A 20761-nucleotide genomic window follows, 5' to 3' on the forward strand; every position below is an offset into this window, starting at 1 on the left:
TAGCACCGTTTTTCTTACGATAAATATAAAAACCTAAAAATATAATATAAATCTGAATTTTATGAACTCTCGCCATGTCTTAGTTTGGTGCAAAAAAATAGTAACGTGCTTTATATCGAGTCTTATCAATTTCAAGAAATTCTTCATCAAAATTTCCCTTGCTTAGCCCTCTTCTACAATCAATTTGCCTCTATATACTGATTTTCTTTTGTGATCCCGCGCACTAAATTGGAACGCACCATGCAAAATATAGACTTATTATTTCTTCTTCTCGGTGCAGTTCTAGTGCTTGCCATGCATGCTGGATTTGCTTTTTTAGAGCTTGGAACAGTTCGACATAAAAACCAGGTCAATGCCCTAAGTAAAATTCTAACCGACTTTGCCATCTCCGCCATCGCCTATTTTTTAGTGGGCTACTATATTGCCTACGGTCAGCACTTTTTCCATGATGCTGCAACCTTGTCTGCCGATCATGGCTACAATCTGATGCGCTGTTTTTTCCTGTTGACTTTTGCTGCAGCAATTCCAGCGATTATCTCTGGAGGGATTGCAGAGCGTGCCAAAATGCGTTCACAGGCTTTAGCGACATTATTTCTGGTTGCGCTGATCTATCCGTTTTTTGAGGGTATGATCTGGAATGGCAACCTTGGTTTTCAGGATTGGCTGACCCATGCATTTGGTGCAAGTTTTCATGATTTTGCCGGCTCAGTTGTCGTTCATGCAATGGGCGGCTGGATGGCACTTGCCGCAATAATCCTACTTGGTGCGCGTCATGGCCGTTACAAAAATGATGGCCGGATCACCGCGCATCCTCCTTCATCAATTCCTTTTTTGGCTTTGGGTTCATGGATTCTGATTGTGGGATGGTTCGGCTTCAATGTCATGAGCGCGCAGCGGCTGGATGCCATTTCTGGACTGGTCGCTATTAACTCTTTGATGGCCATGGTCGGTGGAACAATAGCAGCCAAAGTTGCGGGGAAAGATGACCCCGGCTTCCTGCATAATGGTCCCTTAGCAGGTCTGGTGGCGATTTGTGCAGGATCAGACGTCGTTCATCCGTTAGGTGCTTTTTTTATCGGGATCAGCGCCGGCATTATTTTTGTGAAACTCTTTACCTATACCCAAAATAAACTCAAAGTGGATGATGTATTGGGGGTTTGGCCTTTGCATGGCGTTTGTGGTGCTTTTGGCGGATTAGCTGTGGGTATCTTCGGTCAGCAATGGCTTGGAGGAATGGGAGGAGTGTCTTTAATTTCACAACTCATAGGTACAGTGCTGGCGATTGTCATTGCTTTGGCGGGTGGTTTTTTGGTGTATGGCCTGCTTAAGGTTTTGATGGGTATTCGCCTGACTGAGGAAGAAGAGTTCAATGGTGCAGACTTGTCGATTCATCGTATTTCTGCTAATTCGGAAGAAAATACTTTTTAATAGACATAAAAAAAGCCTCTACGACTAGGGGCTTTTTTTATTTATAAGCAGAGCATCTAGATGAAGTAATTACTTCATACCAAAAATTAATTTTAAGCCAAGTACCGTCATAACTGCGCCTGCTGCGCGGTCAAACAAAGCCTTAAACTTCAAATAAACACTACGTGGCTTTTCCGCAGATAATGCAACTGCGACTAGTGAACACCAGCCTGCATCAATAAAGAAACATAAGACAGGCAAAACAAAATAAAAATACGTTGGAATTTCTTTGGGCAATAACGCGGTAAAAATACTGGCCAGCACAATCGCAATTTTGGGATTGGACAACTGTGTGATTAAACCAGTGGTAAAAGCACGGCGTAAAGACATCTGTTTGCTAATGGTTGTATCCGCTTCGATCGGATCTTTGGCATGTTTAATGATTTTAAACGCCAACCAAAGTAAATATAAACCACCACAAATTTTTAAGGCCAGGTACGCTGAGGGTACAGCCAGTAAAAATGCCTGCAAACCGAGAACCGCCAGCAGACCAAAAATCGCTGCACCGAGACCAGTACCCAATGCAGTAAATAAACCATGTTTACGTGAAATGGCAATTGAATTTTTTGCCACATAAATAGAAGTTGGCCCGGGACTCATTGCGCCTAACATCAGGGCAAAAGCAATCGAACCTAAAATCCAGAATGATTCCACGAGATAACCTGACTTAAAAATTGAAGGGCTATTTTAAGCAAAAACCTGACAATTTGCTGTAAAAATTTCTGGATTTGTCATGAATTTCAACTATAGCAATTACTTAAGGTTTCAACTGATCCTGAGCACTCAAATGCTTGTCTAGCAGTTGATAATCCTGCTCATATACAGGTACGCCACCAATAATCATGGTACGGGTTTCTGTTTTAGGTTTATTCAACGCATCATCACAGCCCGACAGACTGAGCAGCATGCCGACCCACACAGCACAGGATAATATTTTCATTATTCTACCCTCCTCAGGGTTTCCTCTGTTTAGATTAGCATTGTTGTTTAAATAATCAGCGGAATATTTGTGACAATCTACAACCAATTCCATAGCTTTCAGCGAATAATGGCTTATTGAAAAACTTTGATTTTTAGCACTTCCGCTATAATGCCTCTATCATGAACTTTGCGAACTTTTATGTTTGAAACCATTGCCCAAAATATTCCAGATCAACAGATTAATTTTCACGATATTACTTTAATAATACGTCGTCTGGATCTGGTGCATCCACAAATCTCGGGCAACAAGTTTTTTAAACTGAAATATAATTTTCTTGAAGCCAAAAGACAGGGTTATCAGCATATTCTGAGTTTTGGAGGTGCTTATTCCAATCATATTGCTGCTACTGCATTTGCCGCACAGCAGTTTGGTTTTCAGAGTGTTGGAGTGATTCGGGGTGAAGAACTGGCTGATCGACCATTGAATCCAACATTAGCCACCGCCCAAGAATTCGGGATGCAGTTGCATTTCGTCAGTCGTGATGAATATCGGCGCAAGCAACAGCCTGAGTATTTGGCCGAACTCGCTCGACAATTTCCTGAACATTATGTGATTCCTGAAGGTGGAACCAATGCTTTGGCGATTCAAGGGTGTCAGGAAATATTAAAAGATAGCGATGCGCAATTTGATGTGATTTGTTGTGCAGTAGGCACCGGTGGCACCATCAGCGGATTGATCGAAGCCAGTCACGCGCATCAACAGATCTTAGGATTTTCCGCACTGAAAGGTTCATTTTTAAAAGATGAAGTCGCCCAACTGACGAAAAAAACCAACTGGAACATTCTCGATGATTATTGTTGTGGTGGTTATGCCAAAACCAGTGCAGCCTTGGTGCAGTTTATCCGGGATTTTGAAGCCGAATTTTCAATTCTACTAGAGCAGGTCTACACGGCTAAAATGCTGATGGGGATTTTTGATCTGATCGAGAAAAATTATTTTCCGGCTAGATCAAAACTGCTGGTCATTCATAGTGGCGGTCTGCAAGGTCGTAATATTCCCTTTAATTCTATAGCAATTTAAGCTTGAATCGGTTGATTGTTATTTAAGGCAATTAACCCTTTGACCAAGCGGTAGATATGCCAGATAAAGACCAGAAACACGATCAAGAAACCAATCAAGATCACAGTCAATAAGCCACCGACGATATAGCCCAGCAAACTGATCCAGAAGGTTTTAATTTGCCAATCGACATGACTTTCCAGCCAGGTACCGCGCATTTCATCACGCTTGATATAATTCATCACAATTGCAATAAATGGAGTCAGACCAAGAAAAAATCCTAAAATATAAAGAATATATGTAATCAGATTATATTATTTTAAATCTTCCACACTTGCCATTCGCTTTTCCTTGTTATTAGGTTTTTAGTTTGTACAAAAACTATGCATGAGTTTTAAGCCGCTTTCAAATATTTTATGTTTAAAATCCGCTATAAATCTGCAATCACAGAACTGATTTTTCTGGAATAGAGAAAGCTGAAATAAAATTGTCTATAATGCTTCCCTTTTCTTCTCCCTTGAGTGTGTAATGTCTTCCAAGCAATACGATGTTCTAGTCATAGGTGCCGGTGCCTCAGGTTTAATGACGGCGTATATGGCTGCGCAACGTGGGCGCAAAGTCGTGGTAGTAGAAAAAGCCAACAAGGTTGGCAAAAAAATCCTGATGTCTGGCGGTGGTAAATGTAATTTCACCAATCTGGAAGTCGAACCGAGCAATTATATTTCACACAATCCACATTTTGTGATTTCAGCTTTAACGCGTTATACCAACTGGGACTTTATCGGCTTGGTTTGTGAATATGGCATTGCTTATGAAGAGCGCAAACATGGACAGCTGTTTACCTTAAATGGTGCAAAAGATATCTTGTCGATGCTGCTGGCGGAATGTGACAAAACCGGTCTGGTCGATATCAAAACCAGCTGCGAAGTGAAAGCAGTCAATCCAGTCGATGATCAAGGTTTTCAGGTGGCAACCTCACTGGGATACTTTGAAGTTGAATCTGTCGTCGTGGCATCCGGTGGTTTATCGATTCCTACGCTTGGCGGTTCAGGCATTGGCTATGAGATTGCAAAACAGTTTGGACATCACGTCTATCCAACCCGTGCCGGACTGGTTCCATTTACCTTCTCTGACGGATTTAAAGAAGTCACCACGCGCTTAAGCGGTAATGCCGTAGAAGCAACTCTCTCGAATGAGCTTAATAGCTTTACCGAAGCGCTATTGTTTACCCATCGCGGTTTGAGTGGGCCAAGTTCCCTGCAACTTTCCAACTACTGGAATGTCGGACAGAGCTTTAAGGTCGATTTCTTACCGAGTGTAGATTTACTGGATTTCTTTAAAACGAAAAAACAAAGTCAGCCCAAAGTCTTGCTGCGTACACTACTGAATGAATATTTACCGAAAAGTGTGGTGGCTGAATTACAAAGTCTGATCTGGACTGAAAGCGCTGAAACTGCCATTGGTAATATCAGCGATGACAAACTGGAACAGATTGCGGCACGTCTGCATGGCTTTGAAGTGAAACCTTCAGGAACTGAAGGCTACCGTACAGCGGAGGTGACTTTGGGTGGTGTAGATACCACTGAAGTATCCTCAAAAACCATGGAAAGTAAAAAGCAGAAAGGCTTGTATTTTATTGGTGAAGTACTGGATGTTACCGGACATTTGGGCGGCTATAATTTCCAATGGGCATGGTCATCGGCACATGCCGCATCGGAATATATTTAATCAATAGATAATCTGGTTTGCTACTTAACTCATTCCAGATAGTCTGTTTTAAACAGGTTGAGATTGGCCGTATTTTTTAAACGGTCAATCGTCAGCTGCATTTTTTGAGCTTCTCGCAGACATAGCGGTACGTCATCTGCTGAAGATGCCATGAATTTATGTTGTAGTGCTTTCCACATATTGTTGATCTCCTTTTCTTTATATTTTTAATGCAAGAAAAATACCAAAATCATTTTAGTATTCACTTGAATATTCTATATTTTTTAAAAAATAAATTCTATTCCTGGTGACTGAGCAGGATTGACTCCTCAGTTAAATTCGTCTGTCTCTGGTATTTTCTTATCCAGCTCTCGCTCAGACTGCTCGTCCTGTTTGCTCTTCACAAAAACAAATCGATAGGCAGCGGTAAAAAAGCCAAGCGTAATTCCTGCAATGACTAAAGGAGCCAGAACTTTGTTAGGTTTTTTGGTATTCATTCATTTTTCCTTATGACTGAACAAAATCGACCACATGAGCGTGGTCGATTTTGCTTAAAGATAACAGGTTATTTCAGGTCATCTTTTTTCTGAATAGAACGATCAATATCGACATTCGGCTCTTTTTCTCCAGTTGAACCAAATGGATTATTGACTGGCGGATGAGTCGGATCGACTTTTAGTGAATCTGGTACGGCTTGATCCGCATCCGGATTGACCGGATCAATACCCAATGATTCATCATCCTGCGGTGCAGTGGTAAGGATTGCCGGGGTAGTATGAGATAAATCCGTACCCATAGGCATATTCTTGTCTGAATCCTGATTTGGCATGATGCCTGCTCCTGGAGTTGTGATTGAAGAATCGCTAGTGCCTGTAGCAGTTTGCGAACCACCAGAGGACTGGCTCATTGAGCTATCTGTAGAACTCATACCCATCGCCGCACCTGTAGTACCTGACATGTCGGTTGCACTTGTACCTGTGGTCTTGCCACCTAATCCAGAAAATATGCTGTTCTCAGCTTTTTCTTTGACTGGGTTAGGGTCTTTGGCCTCTCGTTTGGCTTTATCAATCAAATCCGTGAGTACACGTTCCGCAGGTTGACGGCCACCCAGACCAAATGCCAAGGCGAATGCCACTGCTACAGCACCCAAAGTTAAACCAAATGCCAGGTTAACAATCGAATCGGCAATACCCATCGCACGCAGACCCATTGCCACAACCAGCCCCATGATCAAGACACGAACCAAATTGGCTAACCAGCGCGAGCTGTTATATTCACCACGTTGTACGATATTCGCAACAATATTCGCCAGCCAGAAACCGATTACCAGAATCACCGCACCAAGCAGGATGTTGGCACCAAAGTAGATGAACATTGCAATTAGGCCACTGATCTGTTCAAAGCCCAGACGGTTCGCTGCTTCAGAAACTGCAAATAACATGGTGAATAAAACGATCAGGAAACCGACTACACTTGAAAGTTTAGTCGTGCCTAAAAAGCGTTGGATATCCAGTTTGGCAGGAATTTCATCAACACCTGTACCAGCAACTACTTCAACCACCAGACGTGCCACCAGTTTAGACACCACATACGCCAGAATCAGGATCAACGCAGCAGCGATGATATTCGGAATGGCATTCATGATTTCATACAGCATGGCTGTAGCAGGCTGAGAAATGGCCTCGATACCCAATGCTTCAAATGCAATGATCAGTGCGGTAATGATCACCACGGCGAAGATAAATGAACCAATCACCTGAGAAACATTCGAGTTTTTGAAGATGCCTACTTTTTCAGCATGTTGCTGTACGTTCAGACTGTTTAATAGTCCTTCAACAATACCGCGCACAATTTTCGCCAGGATATAACCGACAAAAATGATGACTGCAGCAATGAAGATGTTTGGTAAGTAACTAACAACATCGGTCAGCATATTCTGAACTGGTAACAGCAGACCGTTGAGCCCCAGAATAGACAGCACGATTGGTAAGAACAGTAATAAAATTAACCAGTAAGCAATTTCACTGATATTTTTACTAATCGGACTGACACCAACTTCAGCACTGAGTTTTTCATCGAGTTGCGTTCGGTCTAGCAGTTTTTGTAGCCCTATCTTCACCAGATTGGCCACAATCCAACCTATGAATCCGACTGCAATTGCACCTAGTAACTGCGGGATAAATAACAGGAACTGCTGGATCATATTACTGAATGGACCGCTGACACTGGTAAGATTGAGCACGTTCAGCGCACCAATCACGGCAATAATCAGAATAATCCAGAACACGACGCGGGCGATAATGCTCTCCACATTGGAGTGATGACCTGTCGCCGTATTTAAATGTGTATTGGTGCCCAGTTTTTGCAAGAGCTTTTTAACGCCTGCCGAGACCAGTAACGCAATGATCCAGCCAATTACTAATATGGCAATTGCACTAAGAATGGGATGGAACTGATCCCAATAGTACATGGCATCGAAGCCACCACGCGGGCTTCTCATATAATCATTCATGTTGTTCTACCCTCTTTGTTATTAAGCTATTTATCTGAAATCGGGGGCATCTCCCTGAAACAATCAGCCCCTTCTTCTTCCGGATTCATATTAGATTTGATGTTTTCAGACTCAAGCCAGGTAGATGGCACTACCTTAAAACATCACTATCCATTGCAAAAAAGCCCCAGTGGTTCACTAGAGCTTTTCAGGTATTTTCAGTTATTGAGTCGCCTGTCCATCAGTCGCAGTTGCTGTTGCTTCTGTGCCATCACCCACGGTTGCTGTAGCTTCCGTTCCATCATTCATGGTGGCGGTGCCTTGTGTAGACTCACCGACCGGAGTTGAATTATTTGGGGTAGCAGGCTGTACATTCGGATTTGGATGTCCTGCAGGAGCATCATTCGCATCTGGATTCATGTCAGCAAACATATAGAACAGTAGTGCGAGTAAAAAAATACCGACCAAAATCAAGATATAAACAGGGATACGCTTTTTCTGCGTCACGTCTGCCTGATGATTTAAAGGTGGTTTTTTATTGAAATCATCGACCATAACCATCCTCACTCTTTGTTATTCATAAGTAGATTTTTAGAATAACAAGCTGTGAATAGGGCTTCTGTGACAAAACATGGTGAGATGGTGACGGGATGTAAGTCACTAATCCATCAGAATTCTCTGCTAGATGCTACTTTAAAATAGCCGTTTGGCTGGGCTATGTTGCATATCGACTGGGGTTTCGTGTTCATCTTTCAACTGCACCCCTGAAAGCTGTAACTCACAGGATTTACGCATCAATGCGACCAGTCGCTGGATAGCTAGTGGATAGGCCAAGCCCGCAGAACGGACATTGGAAATACAGTTGCGCAAGGCATCATGACACCCTTTAAAAGCATTATAAGTGTAATAAATTCCCATACTATCGGGTGAGCTCAAACCCGGCCGTTCGCCAATTAGCATGACCAGCATTTTCGCCTGTAAAATTTCTGCCAATTCATCACCCAGTGCCACACGACTGCCACGGGCAATCACTAAGGGGGCAATCTGCCAGCCTTGTTCTTTGCATGCCTCTAGCAAGGCCGGAATAAAATGCAGGCTATTTTCCTCAATGGCACGTGCTGATAGTCCATCTCCCAGCACAATGGCTACATCCCAATGTTGCTGATGTTCGGCCCGGTATTGCTGCAATATCGTTTTGGACTGTTCTGAAAGCACACGCCCAAGATCGGGACGTTTAAGATAAAGATCTTTCTCTACCGCCTGGCTTTCAATTTCCAGAATAGGCAGTCCCGTTTTAGCTAAGCCAGATTTTAAGAATTCAACATCAAGTGGCTTCAGTACCGCATCTTTAGCTTGCGCATGTGCCAACTGAAATTCCAGACTTGGTCGAGTCGGCAAGCTGCCCCCAGTTCGACCTAAGGCAATCCGTGCATCAGTAAAGGCTTTTAACTTCTGCCAGGGATTATCCTGCAATTGAGACTCAAATTTCACATCAGCAATTAGTTTCATAGCACTTCTTCAAGACAAGATCAGACGTGAAAATTGCTTCGGCAATTCGGTCGGCCAGTGCAACTGATTAGACTGTTGCGCCAAAATTCCCTGCTGCTCCAGCCAGTGGTCAAATTCAGGAGCTGGTTTCAGTCCTAATAACTGTCGAATATAAAGAACATCATGAAAGGAGGTCGTCTGATAGTTCAGCATCACATCATCTGAACCGGGAATCCCCATGATAAAATTCAATCCGGCATTGGCAAGCAAGGTCAGCAGTATATCCATATCATCCTGATCGGCATCGGCATGATTGGTGTAGCAAATATCACAGCCCATTGGCACACCGAGCAGCTTGCCACAGAAATGATCTTCCAGCCCGGCCCGGATAATCTGCTTGCCGTTATACAGATATTCTGGCCCGATAAAGCCGACTACAGTATTGACCAGCAAGGGATTAAACTTACGCGCCACGGCGTAGGCACGCGCTTCCAAAGTCTGCTGGTCCACGCCATGATGCCCATTGCTAGACAAGGCACTGCCCTGTCCGGTTTCAAAATACATGACATTTTGGCCCACGGTGCCGCGTTGCAGGCTTAGAGCGGCTTCATAACCTTCCTGTAACAGCGCCAGATTGATGCCGAAACCGGTATTGGCTTTTTCGGTTCCCGCAATAGACTGAAACATTAAATCAATCGGAACATTTTTATTGGCGAGCTGAATGCCGGAAGTGATATGGGTCAAAACACAAGATTGAGTCGGAATATCATATTCCTGAATAACGTGATCGAGTAGTTTGAGCAGCTCAGTCAAATTCTGCAGATTATCTGTAGCTGGGTTGATTCCGATGACTGCATCACCATTGCCGTACATCAGCCCATCCAGAATAGATGCAGAAATTCCCATCAAATCATCAGTCGGATGGTTCGGCTGCAAACGTGTCGACAGATGACCTTCCAGACCAATGGTATTTCTAAAACGTGTGATTACACGACATTTTTTTGCCACCAGAATCAGATCCTGATTGCGCATAATTTTGCTCACTGCTGCGACCATTTCCGGAATCAAGCCCATTTTTAAAGCAGCAAGTTTTTCTGTGGTGGCATCTGCACTCAGCAGCCAGTTACGAAAATCCCCCACAGTAAAATGCGAGATCGGATAAAAGGCATCAGCATCATGTTCATCCAGAATCAGGCGGGTGATTTCATCATCTTCATAAGGAACCACTGCTTCTTGCAAAAACTGCTGTAACGGTACCTCTACCAGACACATTTGTGCAGCGACACGCTCGGTTGCATCCACGGCCGCAATCCCTGCCAGCTGATCACCAGAACGTTCAGGCGTAGCCTTGGCCAATAAGGTTTTTAAATCCTCAAAGACATAATGCTGACTGGCCACATTGATCTGATACAGCATAAGCGTATTCTCCCTGCAAGATGGTTTATTTCAATTCCTTTTCTGCTGCCTCGATACGGACAAATTCTTCTTCCGGTGTACCGGCCACCAGATGATGACGGCTATACAGCAAGAAATAGAGAATCAGTGCCACGTAAATGGCAGCTGCCATTAGCCAGACTTTTGGATCGACCAAGAAGCCTGCGACCACTGCAATGGCTGCAAGCACTAAAGCAATCAATGCTGTGGCAATGCCGCCCGGTGCTTTATACGGACGTGCCAGATTTGGTCGAGACAGTTTAAGCTTGATGTAGGACATCATCATCAAGACATAGGAAATAGTGGCACCAAAGACCGCCATCAGAATCAGCAAATCACCTTCACCCGAAAGGGATAACAGGAAGCCAATAATCCCTGGAATAATGATGGCCAAATAAGGTGCATGATTGCTGTTGGTTAAGGACAATTTTTTCGGTAAATAACCGGCACGTGAGAGCGCAAAAATTTGACGGGAATAGGCATAGATAATCGAGAAGAAACTGGCAATCAGACCAGCGAGACCGACAAAATTCACGAAACTTGCCATCCAGGTATTGGCACCATAGACCGCCACCAAGGCATCCACCAGCGGTGCACCGGAATTTTTCAGCGTATCTGCACCTGCTGCGCCAGGACCGAGTAATAAAATACTTAGCGCAAAGAATGCCAGAATCAGCATGGAACCAATCAGGCCACGCGGCAAGGATTTGGCTGGCTCTTTGGCTTCCTCGGCTGCGAGTGGCACCCCTTCAACTGCCAGAAAAAACCAGATCGCATAAGGCACTGCTGCCTAGATGCCCAGATAGCCCAATGGCAGGAAACTGCTTGCACCCGCCGCTTCCGTACTGACCGCAATATCAAACAGGTTTGCACTATTAAAATGAGGCAACATGCCAAAGATAAACACCATCAAGGCAACCGCAGCAATTGCGGTAATCACAAACATGATCTTGAGTGCTTCACCTGCACCTTTCAGATGCAAGCCCATAAAAACCAGATAGCTCACCAGATAAATGATCCAGCCGCCAATACCAAACAAGGCTTCGCAATAGGCACCAATGAAACAGGCAATTGCTGCCGGAGCAATGGCATATTCAATCAGGATGGCACTCCCGGTCAGATAGCCGCCAAAGGGACCAAAAGCAGTACGAGCAAAACTGTAACCCCCACCTGCAGTCGGCAGCATGGTCGACATTTCGGACATGGCCAGACACATACACAGATACATGAATGCCACCACAATGGTCGCAATAAACATGCCTCCCCACCCCCCCTGTGCCAAACCAAAATTCCAGCCAGCGAAGTCACCGGAAATCACATACGCGACCCCCAGACCGACGAGAAGCAGCCAACCTACGGCGCCTTTCTTGAGCTGGCGCAAGGCAAAATAATCTTCTTGTACTGCTGTTTCAGTCACACTGGTATCAATCACACTTTTTGACTCTGACATAGCAACCTCGTTGTTTTTATCGTTGTTCCCTGAAGATATGCATAAGCCATACCGGTTCCGCAGGCTTTAGTGAAGACAGTTGAGACGCTGCCTTTCAGCGATGAAATGCGTTATAATTATCCACCTTCTCATTTATACACCCGAGTTATATGGCGTATCGTCAACAAAGTGTATCGCTTGATCTTGATACTGACGTCACACATCAATGTACGCTGCACTACAGCCGTGATCAGCATCTGATTGGAATTATTGAATTCAGCAAGCCAAGCTTCCTGCTTCGCTGGCAGGATCTGGAATATTTCCGTCGTCGTACCGAAGAATTTTCCGTGATGCCTTTTCCGGACTGTGTCAATGCGATGATTATAGATATTCGAGATGTAACGGCATGGCTGGATAATGAAGTACCGATTATTCCATGGCGCTTACTGGAAGAAGACTGTCCAGTGCGTCTGGTAGTGCCTGCAGACCGTATTGAACACTATGCAGGATTCTTTGAACCGACCTGGCTCAGCCCCGATGTCGAAACCGCCATTCAGGAAATCCGTGAATCCATGGATATGTTTGTGCATTAAGCTTGAATCGAAAAAACCTCCTCAATGGGTAATACTTTCAACTTAAGTATTTGAATCATTGTGGAATTTATTAGAGAATCCGATGTCAGGTTTGGCATCGGATTTTTTATGCTATTTCAGCAGGATATTCTAGATCTTAATAATCTGTTTAATCTCTCAAATCTGAGTACTTTTATTTAAAATATCCCTATTGATTGGGTCGAGTTCACATTCAGGTTGAGCAGTTCCGCGACTATTCGCAGGCGGAGCTTGCCTGCAGACTAGGTAATTTGGCTGGTTCTTGGAATTGCGATTTTCCGTGCTGTCCTCATCCATGAAGCAGCAAGAAGACTCAATATTTGCGCTCAGTGGTTAGCCTATTATGACTTGCTGACGCGCATTAGTCTAACCAAAGCACGTAAACATCTTGGTGCAGATCCTGTGGAGTGGCTATTTCACCAGACCGGTCAGCACTAGGGACACGAGCGTTACCCAGCTGATCATGGGAGACTTCTATCGGAACTTAGATCAGGGATAGGTAGTTTGTTTTTGGAGAAGCATTCGAAGCCTACAAGGCCTCGAACAGTTAAGATGTCAAAAAACCGTTATCCCCTAGATATCACAATCCCGCTCCTGTTAAGAGAACCGCATTGCCTTCAAGCAGGAGCTTTTGCTCATAAATCCTTCAGCCTTACCAGTAATTCTCGACCGCGATATTACCTTCACCACGACGGTTCATGGTCAGGCCACGGGCTTTTAAAGCTTCTTTGGTATCATCGACCATATCCGGGTTACCACAAAGCATGACATGCGTCGTTTCCGGATTAAGCGCGATACCTGCTGCCTTTTCCAGCTCACCATTGGCAATCAGAATCGGTAAACGGTCGTGCAAAGGTGCATCGGGTTCACGGGTAATAATCGGGATAAATTTAAAACCAGTATGTCCTTCGCCAAAGGTTTCAGCGATTTCCTGAATTCGGTCCACATAAGCAAGTTCCGCCCGGGTGCGCACACTATAAACCAAATTGATTTTTTCGTATTTGCTCCAGGTTTCAAAGTCTTGCAACATGCAGATAAACGGTGCCAGCCCCGTGCCGGTACCCAGTAACCATAGGTCTTTAGGCAAAGGCAATTGATAACGTGCCAGAGTCAGATAACCATAAGGAATTTTTTCCAGATGCAGCTCATCCCCTACTTTGAGGTGCTGTAAATTGGAGGTAAATTTACCTTCAGGAACGACAATCGAGAAAAACTCCAGAGTTTCATCAAAAGGAGATGACACCACCGAATAGGCACGAACCACCAGTTCATCCCCCACTTGCAAACCAATACGCGCAAACTGCCCTGCAGTAAATTTGAAATGTGCCGGGCGTGTCATCGTAAAACTAAATAATGTATTGGTCCAACGGTGTACAGATAAAACTTTTTCTCGGGTAAATTTTTCAATTGACATGATTTCAACGTGGCATGAAAGACTGCGCTCATGGTAGCATGGCAACATAATTTATTAATATTTTTTTAAATGTTAAGGCTCTACTCATGCGCATGACTTTACGCCAATTGGCTGTTTTTGTAGCAGTGGCACAAGAGGGTACCGTAACGAAGGCTAGCGATGCCGTCAAGCTTACACAAAGTGCGGCTAGTATGGCTTTAGCAGATCTGGAAGATGGTCTGGGTGCTCCACTATTTGACCGTCTAGGCAAACGTTTACAGCTAAATGACCTGGGGCGCTTTCTTCTCCCTCAAGCCCTGGAAATTTTAGGCCGCTGTGAATCCTTTGAACAAGTTGCTAAAGGTGAGCTTCAAAGTATCGATTTACGTTTAGGTGCAACCCTGACGATTTCAGATTACCTGATTCCTGACCTGATGGCCGATTTCTTGAAAATCAAGCCGCAAGCACATTTACAGCTTCAAGTCGGTAATACTCGTCAAATGATTGAAGCGGTGAATCAGTTCCAGCTGGATCTTGCCTTAATTGAAGGTTCCTGTCATCTGCCACAGCTCCAATGTATCCATTGGCGTGATGATGAGCTGGCCGTGTGCTGTGCGCCGGATCATCCTCTTGCGCAATTGAACCGTGAACTAACCGCTGAAGATTTCAAATCTGTAGAATGGATTTTGCGTGAAGAAGGTTCAGGTACCCGTGAGGTGTTTGACAATGCCATTTTAAAAGATGTGCCGGATGCCAATATCCGTCTAACACTCGGTCATAATGAGGCGATTTTAAAAATCGTAGCGGGCGGAATCGGCATGTCCTGTATTTCCAAACTTGCGATTGAGCCTTTACGTGAAAAAGGTCAATTGGTAATTCTGGATACACCATTCTGGTCGCTGACTCGTCCTCTGTTTATGCTGGTACATCGCCAGAAATATCAGGGCCCAGGTCTAAGAGCCTTTATGAATTTTTGTGAAAGCTAAAATATTAAAAGCACCGTAAGGTGCTTTTTTTATGATTCATCAAAACTGACTTTCACATGGTATCCCATCGCCGTCACCATCCATTTTGGTATTGGGACAGTTACGAATAAAAAATAATGCTTCCTCATAAGAACGCATCTGACTACAGTGCTCTCGACCATCACATTTAAATTGAGATACAGATGGCGAAGCCGTTTCTGAAGTTTTCGGATTAACTGGGTTACTTTGGCTTCTTAATTCAGTGCCGCGATTTTCCAGGTTCTTTCTGCCCTGTTCAGATAATCCTTGCATAGGTAAATCACCTTGCGCTGCTCGCTGCTCAGCGACAATTCGTTGCTGCTCTACCATCAGTCCTTCAAGCTTTTGCTGTTTTTGAACTTGGTAGCTTTGGTATTTGTTATAAACAAGAACAGCAAGAATCACAATAATCACCAGTCCTGATATTGTGATTATTTTTGATGTAGTTGATGATTTTTTCTTTTCATAACGTGGAGAGGCTTTGGTTTCAATATCTTCATGTAGATCATTATTTTGTGCAACAGACATCGTTGCTTTAACATCCAAGCGAACAATATGGTCCGCCTTAAACTTTCCATTATCTTCCACAATTAAAAACTTTAATTTTTCCCCAATTCTTGGCGGAACATTTTTATTGGGAAAGTCTTTGACATGGAAAAATAAATCTTTAGATTGCCCTTCGATCTGAATAAAACCAAAACCACGATCTTCGTTATAGGTTTTGATTTTCCCCTCTTGAAACATAATTCGCTCTTATCTTTAATATTTTTTATGATTGTAATCAAAAAGAGACTGAAAAGCTTTTGTAAAATTCTCTAAAGCAGAAACACAAAAACTAGAAGTGCCTCTTATAGAAAAAGAAGAGATCCCAAGTTAAAAGTAAAAAATTAAAATTTCTTTTTTATTTATACTTCGCCAAAAATCATAAACCCAACAGCTGATACCAATGCCAGCCATAGGGTCGGACTAAAGAAAAGTGAATTACGTACCGGAACAGGGACTGTGGGTGCCAAGGATTGCAAGGCGACGACTTCTGGCACAAATTCATCCTGCACTTTAATATCCAAGCGTACCAAGTTGTCTAAGGTCATGCGTTCTTGTTGGGAAATGATTCTAAATTTAAGCCGCTCTCCAATTTGTGGCTCAATTTCAGGCGAAGGTAAATCCTGTAGCTTGAAACTTAACTCTTGAGCTTCCCCTATCAACTCCAAAGTACCCATACCACGTTCGGAATCGTAAGTTTTAATTTTTCCATCCGTAAACATGACATTTATCTCTATAGAATTCATTTAATTTGTATTCTAAGCCAAAGGAAATGTTCAGCATTGTTGCTGTTTGGTGGATTTTTTATGTGTTGTCTGTCTCTTTAAATATATAAGCGGTAGTGCTATAAAAAAAGAGGCTTGAAAGCCTCTTTTAGAATGTAACCAAACACTATTAAGTATGAGAATAATCCATTAACCACGGAAGTTGTTTAACAATGCCGATGTAATTGATTTATTGTGTGTTGCCACTTTGGTTTTTTTAGCTTTCTTTGAGTTGTCTTCGACACGTTCAATCTTAATCGCTTTATACTTATCGCCATTTTCAACAACATTAAATTTCACGCGTTCATTGCGTTTTGGCTCGCCTTCTGCCGCAGGGAAGTCTGAAATATGGAAGAATACATCTCCCTCAGCGCAGCCAATAAAACCGAAACCTTTGGCAGGGTCATACTGTTTAATTTTGCCCTGATACAATTCATCTTTCATGCTATTGTCCTATCCTGAAAATGCCCTGTCTACATTATATAAAAAAGAGGCTGTAGTAGCCCCTTTTTTCATCATATTCAAAAATTAGTCTTTTTGAACTGAACCAAAGATTTTATCGCCAGCATCGCCAAGACCTGGAACGATATAACCATTTTCATTTAAGCCATTATCGATAGAAGCAGTAAAAATCACAACATCCGGATGCGTAGCTTCTACACGCTTAATGCCTTCTGGTGCAGCAACCAGAACCATCACACGAATGTCTTTACAGCCGCTGGCTTTCAATACATCAATTGCAGCCACTAAAGAAGAACCTGTCGCCAACATTGGATCAATGATCATCGCGATACGGTTTTGTACGTCTGGAACCAGTTTTTTATAATAGGTACGTGCTTCCAGAGTTTCTTCATCACGCTCTAAACCAAGTACCGATACTTTTGCACTTGGAATCAGGTTCAGGAAACCGTCAAGCATGCCAATACCGGCACGTAGAATTGGTACAACGGTGATTTTTTTACCCGCAATACGGTCAACTGTAACAGCACCATTCCAGCCATCAATATCATGTTCAACCATTGGCAGGTCTTTGGTTGCTTCATAAGTTAGAAGCATGGTCACTTCTTGAGCTAACTCACGAAAATTCTTGGTACTGATATCTGCACGACGGAGTAAACCAAGCTTATGTCGAATGAGTGGATGACGGATTTCATGGATTGCCACGGGAGAACACCTAAAAGGTTAAAGATAAATTTCCGCTATTATAAAGGCTTTTATTGATTTGTATAAATAAAAAAGCCCCCAATCATGGAGGCTTTTTTGTAATAACGTCAATCTTTGCAGATATTAGTTAAAACCACTTTGAACCAAAGTGAAAATGAACTGTTGCAATTCAGGTGACATGGCAAAGAATGCATATTTAGATACTGCAATCACCGGATCTGGGTAGACACCGATCACAAGTACCGCAAGCGCAGCAAGAAGTACCATGATACCGCCCACTTTTTGACCCCAATGATTCACCGCATCTAGACGTGGTGTTTCAGGTGGTGTCATGTAAAGTACAACCATCACACGCAGGTAGTAGTACAGACCGATACCAGAACCTAGAATCACCATAGCAGTCAGGAACCAGGCTTCGCCTGCAACTGCAGTTTTAATCACCAGGAACTTACCGATAAAGCCGGCAGTTAAAGGAATACCTGCAAGAGACAGCATCATCACCGTCAATACAGCAGTCAATACTGGACGACGCCAGAACAGACCACGGTATTCAGCCAGACTACCCGCTTCATCCGTATTGTTATACGGACTAGACATCAGCGTAACGACACCGAACGCACCGATCGTGGTTAATACATAAGTAATCACGTAGACGTTTACACTTTCAAAAGTCGCGAAACCTTGAACTTGCAAGAAGTCGGTATTACGTGAGCTTACGATGGCAACCAGCAAATAACCAAAGTGTGCAATTGAAGAATATGCCAAGATACGTTTCAAGTTCACCTGGCGAACCGCCAGCAAGTTACCTGCAAGGATAGACAGAACCGCAATAATCGAAATGATGGTGACGAAGCTGTCTGCCAGGATTAAACCTGAAGACAATACATAACGAACAAACAGACCAATCATCGCCACTTTCGCAACAGTCGCAAGGAAAGTCGCGATTGGCGCTGGTGCACCAGCGTATACGTCTGGTGTCCATTTGTGGAATGGTGCCAGCGATAATTTAAATGCCACAGCAAATACAATTAAAGCCAGACCAATTACCACAGCCGGTTGACTGAATACAGTAAACAGTTTGCCCGGTTCAGCAACGAAACTTAAAGTACCTGTATATGCATAAATATATGCCATACCCATCAACAACATTGCAGATGCAGTTGCTGAAAGCACCAGATATTTCACACCCGCTTCAAGCGATTGAGAACGTTGATGTGTATATGCCAACAAGCCATATACAGGAATCGACATCAACTCAAGGCTGATAAAGAATGATGCATAGTGTGAGCTAGCCACCATTAGCATGGCACCCGCAACGGATGTCAGCATCAGGATATACAGCTCTTCACGGTTATCTTTATAGGTTTCGATATACGCGTGAGATAGCGTTGCACATGCAAGTGCAGCAATCAGGATCACAAACTGATACAGCATCGTAAATGGATCTACGATGAACAGATTCATCACGTTGGCAGGTGCAAATACGCCTGCCAACAAAACGAAAATGATATAAAACGCAGCAAGGTTTAAACCAATCACCGTGGTGGTAGCCACCAGGTTATGGTTACGCTTGATTGCGGTCAGCAACATCACGACGATCGCAGTTAATGACACGATCATCACAGGTGCTAGAGGCATAAGCTCAGAAAAAGACATTGTGAAGTTCATGGCTTATTGGATCTCCACATTTTCAAGTTGAGTCGTTACCTGATCAGCAACTTCAACCACTTCTTGAACTGGAATGTAGCTATTCGCTAACCACGCCATGCTTGAGTTAGAAACGTCAAGGAAGCTTTGTGGATATAGACCAAGCCAAAGTAGACCAAACGCACAGAGCAACAATAATGCGATTTCACGTGCATTTAGATCTTTTAATGGATTTGTATAGTGCTGCTTTTGCTCTTCATTTGGCACACCAAACAAGGCTTTGTGAATCAGGATCAGACCGTACAGACCCGCAAATACCAGACTGATTGCTGCAATGATGGTAAACGCCGGGAATTTCGCATAAGCACCCATCAGGATCAGGAACTCACCAATGAAGTTACCCAGACCTGGAATACCCACCAGCGCTGCAACGAAGAACATCAGGAAGAATGCAAGATACGGGAACTGACCACGCATACCACCCATCAGACGCATATCACGCGTATGCACACGCTCATATACCTGACCACACATAATAAACAGTGCAGCAGATGAAATACCATGTGCCAACATCATGATCATCAGACCCTGGAAGGTCAGGATGTTACCCGCGTAGATCGCAAGTAAAACGAAGCCCATGTGTGAAATAGAAGTATAAGCCAACAGGCGTTTCATGTCGGTTTGCTGGAAAGCACACCAAGCACCGTAGAAGATACCGATTAAACCCAGAATGATTGCGAAGTCTGCAAACTGTGCAGATGCTGCCGGGAAGAACGGAATCACGAAACGTAATAAACCGTACGCCGCAGTCTTAATCAAGATACCTGCAAGATCGACAGAACCCGCTGTTGGTGCTTGCGCATGCGCATCTGGTAACCAGCCGTGTAATGGGAAAACTGGCAGTTTTACCGCAAAACCGATGAATAGGCAGACCATGAAGGCATAAGCAACCGTTGGAGCCTGTGCGTCAAGCGTATTCGCCACACCTAATAGGTAGTTGTAGTCGAAACGGATTTCGCCAGTCATGGTATAGCCTACAGTCACCAGACCCAGGATACCAATCAGCATCACCAAACCGGCAACCTGCGTGTAAATGAAGAACTTGTTTGCCGCATAAACACGTGACTTGCCTTCTGCCCCTTTATGACCCCAAAGGGCAATCAGGAAGTAGATTGGCACCAGCATCATCTCCCAGAAGAAGAAGAACAGGAACAGGTCAATTGCCAGGAATACACCGATCACACCACCTAAAGACCATAAAAGGTTCAAGTGGAAGAAACCAACGTTCTTTTGAATCTCGCCCCATGAACAGCCGACTGCCAGCACACCGAGGAGTGCAGTCAAGCCAACCATAAGCAGAGATAAACCATCCACCGCTAGGTGAATGTTAATGCCCAGGGTTTGAATCCAAGGCAGTTTGAATTCGGCAGCCCACGAAGGTGTAGCACCGCCTAATTCATAGTTATAAGTACCAGTCTGCCAAAGGACAATGGTCAAGACCAAAGTCACCAGCATACCGATCAGCGCGATATAACGCGGCAAGTGTTGGTCGAGTTTATCGACCAACCAGCAAATGAAACCTGCAATGAACGGAATGAGGATCAGAGCCGGCAAAATAATATTGTTTGGAGCTTCCAT

General features: G+C 43.8%; 21 protein-coding genes and 2 pseudogenes. 6 read left to right on the forward strand and 17 right to left on the reverse strand.

What is annotated here, in order from left to right; all coding sequences use genetic code 11:
• Window positions 1-240 precede the first annotated feature (240 nt).
• On the forward strand, window positions 241-1428 hold the full coding sequence (locus NI468_RS03350; RefSeq protein WP_005247869.1) for an ammonium transporter: 1188 nt from the start codon (window positions 241-243) through the stop codon (window positions 1426-1428).
• Window positions 1429-1497: 69 nt separating this feature from the next.
• Here the strand turns inward: NI468_RS03350 and NI468_RS03355 are convergent, their stop codons facing one another.
• Both NI468_RS03355 and NI468_RS03360 read right to left on the reverse strand, forming a co-directional pair.
• Window positions 1498-2121: a LysE family translocator gene (locus tag NI468_RS03355; protein WP_253099917.1), complete on the reverse strand. Its 624-nt coding sequence runs from the start codon at window positions 2119-2121 to the stop codon at window positions 1498-1500.
• A 103-nt stretch (window positions 2122-2224) separates the two neighbouring features.
• Entirely contained in the window at window positions 2225-2407 is a 183-nt protein-coding gene (locus NI468_RS03360) for an NF038215 family lipoprotein (RefSeq protein ID WP_005104073.1), read from the reverse strand.
• A 180-nt stretch (window positions 2408-2587) separates the two neighbouring features.
• Here NI468_RS03360 and NI468_RS03365 point away from each other — a divergent pair, with 180 nt between their 5' ends.
• Window positions 2588-3469: a 1-aminocyclopropane-1-carboxylate deaminase/D-cysteine desulfhydrase gene (locus tag NI468_RS03365; RefSeq protein ID WP_253099920.1), complete on the forward strand. Its 882-nt coding sequence runs from the start codon at window positions 2588-2590 to the stop codon at window positions 3467-3469.
• Here NI468_RS03365 and NI468_RS03370 read toward each other — a convergent pair.
• Entirely contained in the window at window positions 3466-3756 is a 291-nt protein-coding gene (locus tag NI468_RS03370) for a DUF4870 family protein (protein WP_253099984.1), read from the reverse strand. The genes NI468_RS03365 and NI468_RS03370 overlap by 4 nt on opposite strands.
• Before the next feature lie 220 nt (window positions 3757-3976).
• Between NI468_RS03370 and NI468_RS03375 the strand changes: the two genes are divergently transcribed.
• Complete coding sequence (locus NI468_RS03375; RefSeq protein ID WP_253099923.1) at window positions 3977-5176, forward strand: BaiN/RdsA family NAD(P)/FAD-dependent oxidoreductase; 1200 nt, start codon at window positions 3977-3979, stop codon at window positions 5174-5176.
• A gap of 29 nt (window positions 5177-5205) precedes the next feature.
• Here the strand turns inward: NI468_RS03375 and NI468_RS03380 are convergent, their stop codons facing one another.
• The 7 genes and pseudogenes from NI468_RS03380 to eat all read right to left on the reverse strand — a co-directional run bounded on the left by NI468_RS03380 (window position 5206) and on the right by eat (window position 12018).
• Window positions 5206-5355: a hypothetical protein gene (locus NI468_RS03380; RefSeq protein WP_171260768.1), complete on the reverse strand. Its 150-nt coding sequence runs from the start codon at window positions 5353-5355 to the stop codon at window positions 5206-5208.
• A gap of 129 nt (window positions 5356-5484) precedes the next feature.
• Entirely contained in the window at window positions 5485-5652 is a 168-nt protein-coding gene (locus NI468_RS03385; protein ID WP_004732043.1) for a hypothetical protein, read from the reverse strand.
• Between the two features lie 68 nt (window positions 5653-5720).
• A complete protein-coding gene (locus NI468_RS03390; protein WP_004732045.1) occupies window positions 5721-7667 on the reverse strand; it encodes a mechanosensitive ion channel in 1947 nt (648 codons plus the stop codon).
• A gap of 201 nt (window positions 7668-7868) precedes the next feature.
• Complete coding sequence (locus NI468_RS03395) at window positions 7869-8201, reverse strand: hypothetical protein (RefSeq protein WP_129717675.1); 333 nt, start codon at window positions 8199-8201, stop codon at window positions 7869-7871.
• A 138-nt stretch (window positions 8202-8339) separates the two neighbouring features.
• Window positions 8340-9155: an ethanolamine ammonia-lyase subunit EutC gene (gene eutC, locus NI468_RS03400; RefSeq protein WP_005247876.1), complete on the reverse strand. Its 816-nt coding sequence runs from the start codon at window positions 9153-9155 to the stop codon at window positions 8340-8342.
• Window positions 9156-9164: 9 nt separating this feature from the next.
• Window positions 9165-10550 carry an ethanolamine ammonia-lyase subunit EutB gene (locus NI468_RS03405; RefSeq protein WP_253099925.1) on the reverse strand — a complete coding sequence of 462 codons (1386 nt, stop codon included), beginning with the start codon at window positions 10548-10550 and terminating at the stop codon, window positions 9165-9167.
• A gap of 25 nt (window positions 10551-10575) precedes the next feature.
• A pseudogene (gene eat, locus NI468_RS03410) lies at window positions 10576-12018 on the reverse strand (ethanolamine permease).
• A gap of 149 nt (window positions 12019-12167) precedes the next feature.
• On the opposite strand from eat, the gene NI468_RS03415 reads away from it, so the two are divergent.
• A complete protein-coding gene (locus tag NI468_RS03415; RefSeq protein WP_004280758.1) occupies window positions 12168-12590 on the forward strand; it encodes a hypothetical protein in 423 nt (140 codons plus the stop codon).
• A 108-nt stretch (window positions 12591-12698) separates the two neighbouring features.
• Window positions 12699-13043, forward strand: a pseudogene (locus tag NI468_RS03420) (transposase domain-containing protein); the annotation flags it as partial.
• A 217-nt stretch (window positions 13044-13260) separates the two neighbouring features.
• On the opposite strand, the gene NI468_RS03425 reads toward NI468_RS03420, so the two are convergent.
• Window positions 13261-14022, reverse strand: coding sequence for a ferredoxin--NADP reductase (locus tag NI468_RS03425; protein ID WP_219308629.1), 762 nt, complete (start codon window positions 14020-14022; stop codon window positions 13261-13263).
• Window positions 14023-14108: 86 nt separating this feature from the next.
• On the opposite strand from NI468_RS03425, the gene gigC reads away from it, so the two are divergent.
• Window positions 14109-14987 carry a LysR family transcriptional regulator GigC gene (gene gigC / locus NI468_RS03430; protein ID WP_004280761.1) on the forward strand — a complete coding sequence of 293 codons (879 nt, stop codon included), beginning with the start codon at window positions 14109-14111 and terminating at the stop codon, window positions 14985-14987.
• A gap of 39 nt (window positions 14988-15026) precedes the next feature.
• Here the strand turns inward: gigC and NI468_RS03435 are convergent, their stop codons facing one another.
• From NI468_RS03435 to nuoM, 6 genes are all read right to left on the reverse strand, one after another.
• Window positions 15027-15749 carry a cold shock domain-containing protein gene (locus tag NI468_RS03435; RefSeq protein ID WP_253099928.1) on the reverse strand — a complete coding sequence of 241 codons (723 nt, stop codon included), beginning with the start codon at window positions 15747-15749 and terminating at the stop codon, window positions 15027-15029.
• A gap of 161 nt (window positions 15750-15910) precedes the next feature.
• Window positions 15911-16270: a hypothetical protein gene (locus NI468_RS03440; protein WP_253099931.1), complete on the reverse strand. Its 360-nt coding sequence runs from the start codon at window positions 16268-16270 to the stop codon at window positions 15911-15913.
• Between the two features lie 192 nt (window positions 16271-16462).
• Window positions 16463-16756 carry a cold shock domain-containing protein gene (locus NI468_RS03445; RefSeq protein ID WP_004732065.1) on the reverse strand — a complete coding sequence of 98 codons (294 nt, stop codon included), beginning with the start codon at window positions 16754-16756 and terminating at the stop codon, window positions 16463-16465.
• Between the two features lie 84 nt (window positions 16757-16840).
• On the reverse strand, window positions 16841-17476 hold the full coding sequence (gene upp, locus NI468_RS03450; protein WP_004280765.1) for a uracil phosphoribosyltransferase: 636 nt from the start codon (window positions 17474-17476) through the stop codon (window positions 16841-16843).
• A 123-nt stretch (window positions 17477-17599) separates the two neighbouring features.
• Window positions 17600-19144, reverse strand: a complete 1545-nt coding sequence (nuoN, locus tag NI468_RS03455; RefSeq protein WP_253099934.1) for an NADH-quinone oxidoreductase subunit NuoN — start codon at window positions 19142-19144, stop codon at window positions 17600-17602.
• Window positions 19145-19147: 3 nt separating this feature from the next.
• Window positions 19148-20761, reverse strand: a complete 1614-nt coding sequence (gene nuoM / locus NI468_RS03460; RefSeq protein WP_253099936.1) for an NADH-quinone oxidoreductase subunit M — start codon at window positions 20759-20761, stop codon at window positions 19148-19150.

Source organism: Acinetobacter lwoffii, from assembly GCF_024129355.1.
Taxonomy (GTDB): domain Bacteria; phylum Pseudomonadota; class Gammaproteobacteria; order Pseudomonadales; family Moraxellaceae; genus Acinetobacter; species Acinetobacter lwoffii_I.